We start from the raw sequence: 8997 nt of genomic DNA on the forward strand, positions 1-8997 counted from the left end.
CGCCGTGGCACGCGGGCAAGCCGCCGCGGCGGCTTGTCCCTTCTTCAAGGAGCTTATGATGCAAAACAATAATTGCCGCCAATTGGATGTGACCAGGGAAATCCCACGGTCGGTTCCGCTGACCCTGCGCGAACTGACCGGCCGCCGTGTCCGCGTGGTGCCGTTCGGCGCCCTGATCACCCAGGAGTTCATCGCCGGCCGTGTGACCATTTACCTGAATCAACAGAACCTGGTTCGTAACGTCGTGGTCGAAACCTGCGACTGAGAGCGGCACAGTGCCGCAGGCCGGGGCGTCGCCTGGCGCCCTGTCGCCCTATTTGTTCACTACTTCGCCGGCCAGCTTGTCGAGGATCGTTTCCAGTTCTTCGCGGTCTTGTTTGGCAACGCCACGGCGGATCAAGGCCTGGCCGACGTATTCCCCCATCACCTGCAATTCTTCACTGGTCAGCGCCATGCCGCGATGCGCCAGCGCCATCGAATCGCCTTCGTACTTGCAGGGACCACCGCTGAGCGAACAGAGATGCGAGACCACGCTGGCCTTGAGCCTGACCAGGTTCACGCCCTCGAAAGTGCGCCTGGAACGTGGGTCGATGGATACCTTCGATACAAAATCGTCGACCACGGCGGTCAGGTTTTGCATGCCGCCGAGACGCTCGAACAGCGACGTTGTGGGCGCGAGGGGGACGGTGGGCGAGCAGGCGGTGGCGCCAAACAAGGCGCTGACGGCGAGCAGGGCCGCCGCGCTGGCGGTGCGAGTAGTCATCGAATGGGTTCCTGATGGTCAGTCATCATCCTAGCACTGCCGCCGCGCGGGGCTGTTCCGCTTCGATTGCGCGCACGCGGCGAGCTATGCGGCGCGTCGCGTACGCGCGTCGCGTACGCGGGCAATCCGGCGCGCGGGCCTATACTCGCCGTTTTCCCCTGACAGTGAGAACACGATGAGCGATTCCGAGGTAAAAGTCATGCTGAGCGAAATTAACAGCGGCGCTGGTGCGAATGTGCTCAATGCGCACCGGGCCGCCGTGACCATCGCCCAATACATGCAGCTGTGCGAGGGATTGCGCGGCATTATTCCCGATGGGGAAGTGAGCCTGGTCGCGGCAAGATTGACCGCAGGCATTGTCGCCAATCCGAGCTTCGCCTTGTCGACCCAGTAAGGCAGGCAGGCCGCTCGTGCGCGCGGCCCCTCAAGGGCCGGCAGATGACGCGCGGTAATGCCTCGTCGTGCCCATCAGGCTGCACACCGCGTCCACCACCGTGGCCGGCGCGACCTTGGCCAGGCAGTCGTGATGTCCCTCCGGGCACACGCTCTTGTAGCAGAAGCGGCAGGGCACGTCGTGGTACAGCAGCCGGCTCTCGACCTGCCACGGCGTGTGCTGCGGATTGGTGAGCGCGTACAAGGTGGCCAGCGGCGTGCCGAGCGCCGCTGCGATATGCGCCGGACCGGTGTTGTTCGACACTACCACCGTGGCCAGGCGGATCGCCGCCCCCAGTTCGCCCAGGCCGAGCTGGCCGGCCAGCGAATGGGTCGCCACGCCGCAGCCTGCGCGAATGCCGTCGATCAGCGCCGCTTCGTGCGCATCTCCGGTCAGCACGATCGGGCAGCCGGTGCGGCGCGACAGGGCGCCGATCACGTCGGCCCAGCGCTCCGGCGGATAGCGGCGCGACGCCGCACTGGCGCCCGGATGCATGAGAATCCACGGCCGTCCGCGCCGGATGCCGCGCTCCTCCAGCATGCGCCGCACCGCCATCAGGTCGTGCGCGCGCAGCGCGAACCGCAAGCGCGCATCGCCGCTGCGACAGCCCACGCTGGCGACCAGGTCGCGCTGGCGCTGCACTTCATGGCGGATCTGCGCGCCGGGCTCGTCGTCCACCACCCAGTGCGAGAGCATGCGATAGGGGTTTTCGCGGCAATGGCCGAGCCGCAGCGGAATGCCGGCCATGTAGCACATCAGGGCGGCGGGCAGGGCGCTCTGGCTGAAGGATGTAAACACGACGGCGGCGTCGAAATGGCGCTCGGCCAGCTGGCCGACAAAATCGCTGTCGGCCGAGGGCGGGTGCGACGCGCCCGCCTTCATCCACGGGGCCGCGTAAGTGATGACCGCGTCCACATCGCCCAAATGGGGGGCCAGCGCCGTGCCGCTCGCCGAACCGAGCAGGGTGAGCGTGCGGCCGGGGCGCGCCTGCCTGAGGGCGCGCATCGCCGGGGTGCACATCAGCACGTCGCCCATCGAATCGAGGCGCACGCACAGGATGTTGCGCGCATCCATCCACTGCGGCGCGCTCATCGGCGATCCTCGTCGTGCCTGACGATCATCACGGCCGCCGCGTACAGGTCGGTGGCGATGCGGGTGGGAACGCGGTGCGGCCCCAGCTGCCACTCGGTTTCGTTGCCCTTGTCGATCAGCAGGGTGCGGCAGCCGGCGCGGTTGCCGGCTTCGACATCATGCAGGATGTCGCCCACCATCCAGGAGGCGCGCAGGTCGATGCCGTGCTCGCGGGCGGCGCGCTGCAGCATGCCCGGCATGGGCTTGCGGCAAGTGCATGCCACCGCGTAGGGCGCCACCGTGCCGGCCGGATGGTGCGGGCAGTAGTAAAAGCCGTCCAGCATCAGTTGTTCGCGGAACAGCAGGTCGGCCAGGCGCCGCTCGATGCAGCCCATGGCGTCTTCGCCAAAGTAGCCATGCGCAATGCCATCCTGGTTGCTGATGATGAAAATGCGGTAGTCGAAGCGCGCCAGCAGGCGCAGGGCCGCCCCGGCGCCGCTGCACAGGGTGATGCGGCGCGGTTCGGCGTTGTAGGGCAGGTCGTCGACCAGGGTGCCGTCCTTGTCCAGAAAGATCGCTCGCATGATTCAGGTCGCTCTCATGGTCTAGGGCCAGGAAGATTCTTGCATCGGCAGCACGGTGATTTCGGCCACCACGCTCTCGGGCGGCAGCAGCAGGATCGAGCGGATCGCCTGGGCCACGTTCATCGGGTCTTGCAGGGTGGCGGCGTCGAGCTCGGGAAAGCGGTCGAGCAGGAAAGGCGTGCGCATGCCGCCGGCGATCACGGCCGTGACCTTGATGTTGTGCGGCCGCAGTTCGGCATGCATGGCATGCGACAGCCCCAGCAGCCCCCACTTGCTGGCATGGTAGGCGCTGGCGTTGGGCCAGGCGCGCTTGGCGGCGGTGGAGGCGACATTGACGATGTGGCCGCCTCCGGCGCGGCGCATGTGCTGCGACGCATATTTGGACAGCAGGAAGGGGCCGTTCAGGTTGGTGCCGATGACGCGCATCCATTGCTGGGGAGTCATGTCGGCCAGCGGCAGGGTGACGTCGGTGCCGGCGTTGTTGATCAGTACGTCGAGGCGGCCGAAGCGTTCGAGCGCGGTGCCGATGGCGTGCTCGGCGCTGGCCGGGTCGCCCACGTCGAAGCCGAGCGCATGCACGCGCACGCCATGTTCGCGCAGGATGTTGGCGCTGACGGTGGCCATGTCGTGGTTGATGTCGGCGACGATGAGGTCGGCGCCGGAACGCGCCAGCAGCTGGCACAGCGCCGCGCCGAGTCCGCTGGCGCCGCCGGTGACGAACACGGCCTTGCCGCGCAGGCTGGGCGGTTCGGGAGCAAGTTGATCGGACATGGAACAGTCCTCCTAAGGGGTGGGTAGATGGGAAACGCTGCACACGGCACGCGCGCCGGGCGCCTGTTGGCCGACCACGTCGGCGTAGATGGCGGCGGCCTTGTGCGCCACCTGGCGCCAGGTGTAGTGCTGGAAGGCGCGCCGCATGCCTTCGTCGCCCAGGGCGGCGGCCTGTTGCGGGTCGCGCTGCAGCAGGGCGAGCTTGTCGGCCACGGCTTGCGGGTCGCGCGGCGGCACCAGGAAGCCGGTGACGCCGTCCTTCACGGTGTGCTTGATGCCGCCCACAGCCGCGCCGATGACGGGCCGCGCGCACGCCATCGCCTCGACCGGGGTGATGCCGAACGGCTCGTACCAGGGCGTGGTGACGAACACGTTGGCGGCGCTGTACCAGTAGCGCAGTTCGGCGCGTTCTTTGCGGCCGGTAAAGTGCACGTGGGCGGCGACGCCGAGGTGCGCCGCCAGCGCGCGCAGGCGCGCCAGTTCCGGCGTGTCGTGCCAGGCGCTGGCGGCGGCGTCGCCACCGACCACCAGCAGTTCGGCGTCGATGCCATGCTGGCGGCGCAGCAGCGCCAGGCTGTGGATGACCGTGTCGATGCCCTTGCGCGGCACCAGGCGCCCGAGTTGCAGGACCAGGAACTTGCCTTGCGTAAGCCCGAGCTTGTGGCGCGCCAGGCGCATCGGCAGCGGCCACAGTTCCTGCGGGTCGAAGCCGCAGGGGGCGATGTCGATGCGCTTGCCGGGTGCGTCGTAGAGTTGCTCCATGTCGAGCCGGTCTTGCGGGCATTCGGCGATGATGCGGTCGGCCTGGCGCATCAGGCTGTTTTCGATCTGCAGGCGCGACGGCGGAAAGGCGTCGGCCGCGCCCTGGGCGCGCAGCCGGACTTGTCCGAGCGCATGGAAGGTGATGACGAAGGGAATGCCGAGCACCTGCTTGAGATGGCGCGCGACCATGCCCGACATGAAGAAATTGGCGTGCGTCACGTCGTACAGTGCCACCTGGCGCCGCGCGAAGCGGGCCACGAAGCGGGCGAAGCTGTCTATATAGGGCAGCATCTTTTCTTTCGGAATATAGTGGGCCGGCCCGGCCGGCACATGGATCACCCGGATGTTGCGGCGCCAGTGCACCAGTTGCTTCTGGCCGATGGCGTCGCGCCGCGTGAAGATGTCGACCAGGTAGCCGGCCAGCGCCAGCTCGCGCGCGAGGTGGGCCACGTAGACGTTCTGGCCGCCGCTGTCGACGCTGCCGGGCGCGGCCAGCGGCGAAGCGTGCTCGCTGACGATGGCGATGCGCTTGACCGCGCCATCGCCGGCGGCGCGCGGGTCCGGATGTAGTTCACCGAGTAACATGCGAGCTCCTTCTTGTTGTAGCGTGGATTCTTTTGGGGAAAGGGTCAAGCGTGCCGAGCGCCGGCGGGCGCGGGCGCCGGGCCGGTCACCTGGCGCAGCGCGCGGTCCCAGTCGTCGCAAAAGCGGCCGATGGCAAAGCGTTCGCGCGCGCGCTTGCGCGCCTGGGCGCCGAGTGCGCGCGCCAGCGCCCGGTTTCGTGCGAGCTCGCGCATGTGGCCGACCAGGGTCTCGAGCCGGGTATCGATGAAGCCGGATTCGCCGTTGTCGATGACGGTCGCCATTTCGGTGGTGGCCAGCGCGACGATGGGCATGCCGATCATCATCGCCTCGATCACGGCCAGGCCGAGGCTGGTGTAGCGGATCGGGTTGAACAGGTAGCGGTAGCTGGAGGCGAAGGCGGGCAGCTTGGCGTGCGCGATCTCGCCCAGGCCGCCGAGTTCCTGCGCCGCCATGCCGACCAGTTCGAGCGCCACCTCGGCCCGGACCGCTTCGAAGATATCGGCGCCCAGGCGCCGCCCGCGCCGCGCCAGGTGGTTGACGACCACCAGGCCGCTGTCGAACTGCCCGCGGTAGTCGACGCCGTCGGGCACCTTGACGCCGTGCTCGATCACGCAGGTTGGCGTGTTGCCGCTGTCCCACATCAGCGCGTTGAAGTGGGTCACGTGCACCAGCAGCACCTGGCGCGTATCGAGCAGGTGGCGCGTGTCGGTGGGGTGGGCGCGCGGCGGATCGTGTTCGATATAGATGCGCGGCAGCGCGCGCTGGCTGGCGCTGAGGAACTCGTACTGGTCTTTCTCGTACTGGGCGTCGTCCTGGAAGACGATGCAGTCGAACTGGTGGTGACGTGCGTCGGACGCGGGCATGTCGTGCACGTTGTCGCCCCAGGGCATGTTGCCGGTGCGCCCGCCGTAACCGGGCGGACGGCCCGGTTTGGACAGCACGTAGAAATCGTGCGGCGCCTGGCTGAGGTAGTACAGATAGCTGCCGTGGGTATGCCAGGTCAGCACTTTCAGGCGGCGCATGGCGGCCTCGCGTGCGGGTGCGGATCGGGTGTGGTCGATGTCATGTTGCCTCCCTGCGAACGGTGAGCGATGAGAATGGTTCGATTCGCAGAGGGTGGCCGAGTTCCTGCTGTATCGCGCAGGTTCAATCCAGATCAAGTCAGGGCTTGATCGGGGCGGGGGATAGCTTGGTTCAGTCGACGGTCTTCGGTGTGGGGGTGAAGCTGGTTCCGGCCAAGTCGGTTGGCCCGGGCAGCCGGTGCAATCGGCCCGGCATCGCTTTTCACGAACTGCTCCACGCTATCCAAGGTCGGGGCCAGGAAGCGCAGCGGGGCGGCGATCGACGCCACCAGCGTGGCATGGCTGACCTTGTCGAAATACAGTTCTTGCACCGCCACATCCCTGGCGCGCAGCCTGGCCGCCATCGCGCGCGTGTTGCGCACCGGGTCGACCAGCTTGTCGTTGTTGGCGGCAATCAGCAGCGCCGGCGCGGTGCCGGACCTGGCGTGGTTGATCGGCTGCGATGCCGGCGCCGTATCGGGAAAGTGAAACACCGGCTTGGTCACCGGATTTTCAATCGGCAAAAAGTCATACGGCCCGGCCAGCCCGATCCAGCCGCGCAGCGCGGCCGGCTGCATGCCCTGCTTCGCCAGCCATTGCGCATCGAGCGCCATCATCGCGGCGTTGTAGGCGCCCGAGCTGTGCCCCATCACGAACAGGCGCTTGGGGTCGCCGCCATAGCGGGCAATTTCGCGCACGGTCCAGGCCAGCGCGCGCGCCGAATCGTCCAGGAAGTCGGGATAGCTCACTTCCGGATGCAGCCTGAAATCGGGAATCACCGCCACCATGCCGCGCGACGCCAGGGCCCGCCCGACAAAGGCGTAATCGTTGCGCTCGCCGCGGGTCCAGTTGCCGCCCAAGAAAAACACCACCACCGGCGCCGGCGTGGCGGCGTCTTCCGGCGAGTACACGTCGAGCTTGTGGCGCGCGTTCTCGCCATACGCCAGGCCGCTGCCGCTGCGCAGGGCGCTGCCGGGCGAGAGGGCGTTCAGGGTGGGCAGTGGCGAGCAGGCGGCCAGGCCGCCCAGCAGGATGGCGCCGAGCAAGGCCGCGTGCAATTTCTTCATGCTCATCTCGAATGGGTCAGTGTCAACCCATTATATCGACGGGGTAAAAACCGCCGTGTACGCTTGAGCTCGCTTATTCCCCGCGGCAATGCGCGCGGTATTGGACCGGACTCATGCCCGTGTGCGCCTTGAACTGGCGGCTGAATGCGCTGTGGTCGGTGTAGCCGCAGGCATACGCAATCTGGGCGATGCTGTGCTTGCTGCCCGACTCGATGAGCGACATCGCCGCCCCCAGGCGCGACTGCAGCAGCAACTGGCGCGGCGAATAGTGGAACACGCGCTGGAACAGGCGCTCCACGCGCGAGAGCGACAGGCCGGCATTGCTGGCCAGCTCTTCCATGCTGACGTTGGCGTGATAGTTGGCGCGGATATGGGCGGCGATGTCGGCGATCTTGCGGTACACCGGATGCAGTTCGTCGGCCAGTCCCAGGTCTTGCGAGGTGCCGGCCAGGCCGACGATGGTGCCGTTTTCGTCGCGCAGGGGCGTCTTGTGGGTCAGGCACCAGCCGCGCGCGCGGCTCGGGTACAGGTGCAGTTCGAGGTGTTTTTTCAGCGCCGTGCCGCTGTCGATCACATGCCGGTCCTGCGCCAGGTAGGTCTGCGCCAGCAGGGGCGGATAGACTTCGAGCGCGGTGCGCCCGATCAACTGGTCCTTGCTGCGCAGGCCGCAGCGCCGCACCAGCGCGTTGTTGACGGTGATGTAGCGTCCCTCGCGGTCCTTGACGAAGAAGACCAGGTCGGTGAGGGCGTCGAACAATGCCTCAAGCGAAGCCAGTTGCACCGCGCGGATCGGCGGGGCCGCGCAAAACAGCGCACTCATGTCCATTCGGGGTTATCTCCAGTTCGGTCGCAATGCGTTAGTATAAATCGGCGGACCCGAAAAAATTGTGCCGATTTGAGCCTTTTCACGCTCGACCATCCATCAAGACCGGGAGCCTCGAGAGGACTAATCTGACTGCTTCCCGTAACCGACCGGCGCGCCGGAGAAAGCAAGGTACCCCCATGTGGCAAGGTGTGATTCCCGCTGTATCGACAAAATTCAATGAAGATGGTTCGCTCGACATGGGCGAAATGGAGCGCTGTTTCGCGTTGCAGATGGAGGCCGGCTGCGATGGCCTGATCGCCTGCGGCTCGCTGGGCGAAGGCCCGATGCTCACGCACGACGAGCGCATCGCCGTGCTGCGCCTGGCCAAGCAGGTCAGCGGCGCCAAACCGGCCCTGCTGACGGTGGCCGAAGCCGGCACGCGCGAAGCCTGCGCACTGGCCGAAAAGGCCGCCAAAGCCGGCGCCGACGGCCTGATGGTGGTGCCCAGCACGATCTATCACAGCAACCACCGCGAAACCATCGTCACCCTGCGCGCCATCGCGGCGGCGGGCGACCTGCCGGTTATGCTGTATTCGAACCGGCTGGCTTACCGGGTCGACGTCACCACCGACATGCTGGAAGAACTGGCCGACGACGCGCGCTTCGTGGCGGTCAAGGAGTCGTCCGACGACATCCGCCGCAGCACCGAGATCATCAACCGCCTCGGCCAGCGCTACGACCTGTTCACCGGCGTCGACAACCTGGCGTTCGAAGCGCTGGCCGTCGGTGCGGTGGGCTGGGTGGCGGGGCTGGGGCTGGCCTTCCCCAAGGAGACCGTGGCCATCTACCGCCTGATGAAGGAGGGCCGCCAGGCCGAAGCCCTGTCGATCTACCGCTGGTTCCGCCCTTTGCTCGACCTGGATGTGTCGACGTATCTGGTGCAGAACATCAAACTGGCCGAGGCGCTGGCGATCGGCTCGACCGAGCGGGTACGCGCACCACGCCTGCCGCTCGAAGGCGAACAGCGCACGCGCGCCGAGCGCATCATCCGCGCGGCCATGGAAACGCGTCCGCAGCTGCCAAGCTTCGCCTGAG

At 67.1% G+C, this 8997-nt stretch carries 11 protein-coding genes; 3 read left to right on the forward strand and 8 right to left on the reverse strand.

What is annotated here, in order from left to right; translation table 11 throughout:
* Nucleotides 1-58 precede the first annotated feature (58 nt).
* Nucleotides 59-265 carry a hypothetical protein gene (locus F2P45_RS30245; protein ID WP_166881929.1) on the forward strand — a complete coding sequence of 69 codons (207 nt, stop codon included), beginning with the start codon at nt 59-61 and terminating at the stop codon, nt 263-265.
* Between the two features lie 48 nt (nt 266-313).
* Here the strand turns inward: F2P45_RS30245 and F2P45_RS30250 are convergent, their stop codons facing one another.
* Complete coding sequence (locus tag F2P45_RS30250) at nt 314-763, reverse strand: group I truncated hemoglobin (RefSeq protein ID WP_166881930.1); 450 nt, start codon at nt 761-763, stop codon at nt 314-316.
* Between the two features lie 175 nt (nt 764-938).
* Here F2P45_RS30250 and F2P45_RS30255 point away from each other — a divergent pair, with 175 nt between their 5' ends.
* On the forward strand, nt 939-1157 hold the full coding sequence (locus tag F2P45_RS30255; protein ID WP_166881931.1) for a hypothetical protein: 219 nt from the start codon (nt 939-941) through the stop codon (nt 1155-1157).
* A gap of 30 nt (nt 1158-1187) precedes the next feature.
* Here the strand turns inward: F2P45_RS30255 and F2P45_RS30260 are convergent, their stop codons facing one another.
* The 7 genes from F2P45_RS30260 to F2P45_RS30290 all read right to left on the reverse strand — a co-directional run bounded on the left by F2P45_RS30260 (nt 1188) and on the right by F2P45_RS30290 (nt 7917).
* Nucleotides 1188-2288: a glycosyltransferase family 9 protein gene (locus F2P45_RS30260; RefSeq protein ID WP_166881932.1), complete on the reverse strand. Its 1101-nt coding sequence runs from the start codon at nt 2286-2288 to the stop codon at nt 1188-1190.
* A complete protein-coding gene (locus tag F2P45_RS30265; protein ID WP_166881933.1) occupies nt 2285-2851 on the reverse strand; it encodes a D-glycero-alpha-D-manno-heptose-1,7-bisphosphate 7-phosphatase in 567 nt (188 codons plus the stop codon). The genes F2P45_RS30260 and F2P45_RS30265 overlap by 4 nt, the downstream gene beginning before the upstream one ends.
* A gap of 21 nt (nt 2852-2872) precedes the next feature.
* The gene (locus F2P45_RS30270; RefSeq protein ID WP_166881934.1) at nt 2873-3622 is read right to left on the reverse strand and encodes an SDR family oxidoreductase; all 750 of its coding nucleotides are present in this window, start codon (nt 3620-3622) and stop codon (nt 2873-2875) included.
* A 12-nt stretch (nt 3623-3634) separates the two neighbouring features.
* Nucleotides 3635-4969 carry a glycosyltransferase gene (locus tag F2P45_RS30275; RefSeq protein WP_166881935.1) on the reverse strand — a complete coding sequence of 445 codons (1335 nt, stop codon included), beginning with the start codon at nt 4967-4969 and terminating at the stop codon, nt 3635-3637.
* Nucleotides 4970-5013: 44 nt separating this feature from the next.
* Nucleotides 5014-5991: a glycosyltransferase gene (locus tag F2P45_RS30280; RefSeq protein ID WP_166881936.1), complete on the reverse strand. Its 978-nt coding sequence runs from the start codon at nt 5989-5991 to the stop codon at nt 5014-5016.
* 134 nt (nt 5992-6125) lie between these two features.
* A complete protein-coding gene (locus tag F2P45_RS30285) occupies nt 6126-7097 on the reverse strand; it encodes an alpha/beta hydrolase (RefSeq protein WP_229505390.1) in 972 nt (323 codons plus the stop codon).
* 73 nt (nt 7098-7170) lie between these two features.
* Entirely contained in the window at nt 7171-7917 is a 747-nt protein-coding gene (locus F2P45_RS30290; protein WP_229505391.1) for an AraC family transcriptional regulator, read from the reverse strand.
* Between the two features lie 182 nt (nt 7918-8099).
* On the opposite strand from F2P45_RS30290, the gene F2P45_RS30295 reads away from it, so the two are divergent.
* Entirely contained in the window at nt 8100-8996 is an 897-nt protein-coding gene (locus F2P45_RS30295) for a dihydrodipicolinate synthase family protein (protein WP_166881939.1), read from the forward strand.
* Nucleotide 8997: the final 1 nt, after the last annotated feature.

Source organism: Massilia mucilaginosa, assembly GCF_011682145.1.
GTDB classification, from domain to species: Bacteria; Pseudomonadota; Gammaproteobacteria; order Burkholderiales; family Burkholderiaceae_D; genus Telluria_A; species Telluria_A mucilaginosa.

Coding starts and splice junctions, on each gene's coding strand:
- F2P45_RS30245 (WP_166881929.1), top strand. CDS start 59: ATGCAAAACAATAATTGCCGCCAATTGGATGTGACCAGGGAAATCCCA.
- F2P45_RS30295 (WP_166881939.1), top strand. CDS start 8,100: ATGTGGCAAGGTGTGATTCCCGCTGTATCGACAAAATTCAATGAAGAT.
- F2P45_RS30285 (WP_229505390.1), bottom strand. CDS start 7,097: ATGAAGAAATTGCACGCGGCCTTGCTCGGCGCCATCCTGCTGGGCGGC.
- F2P45_RS30270 (WP_166881934.1), bottom strand. CDS start 3,622: ATGTCCGATCAACTTGCTCCCGAACCGCCCAGCCTGCGCGGCAAGGCC.
- F2P45_RS30280 (WP_166881936.1), bottom strand. CDS start 5,991: ATGCGCCGCCTGAAAGTGCTGACCTGGCATACCCACGGCAGCTATCTG.
- F2P45_RS30275 (WP_166881935.1), bottom strand. CDS start 4,969: ATGTTACTCGGTGAACTACATCCGGACCCGCGCGCCGCCGGCGATGGC.
- F2P45_RS30255 (WP_166881931.1), top strand. CDS start 939: ATGAGCGATTCCGAGGTAAAAGTCATGCTGAGCGAAATTAACAGCGGC.
- F2P45_RS30250 (WP_166881930.1), bottom strand. CDS start 763: ATGACTACTCGCACCGCCAGCGCGGCGGCCCTGCTCGCCGTCAGCGCC.
- F2P45_RS30265 (WP_166881933.1), bottom strand. CDS start 2,851: ATGCGAGCGATCTTTCTGGACAAGGACGGCACCCTGGTCGACGACCTG.
- F2P45_RS30290 (WP_229505391.1), bottom strand. CDS start 7,917: ATGAGTGCGCTGTTTTGCGCGGCCCCGCCGATCCGCGCGGTGCAACTG.
- F2P45_RS30260 (WP_166881932.1), bottom strand. CDS start 2,288: ATGAGCGCGCCGCAGTGGATGGATGCGCGCAACATCCTGTGCGTGCGC.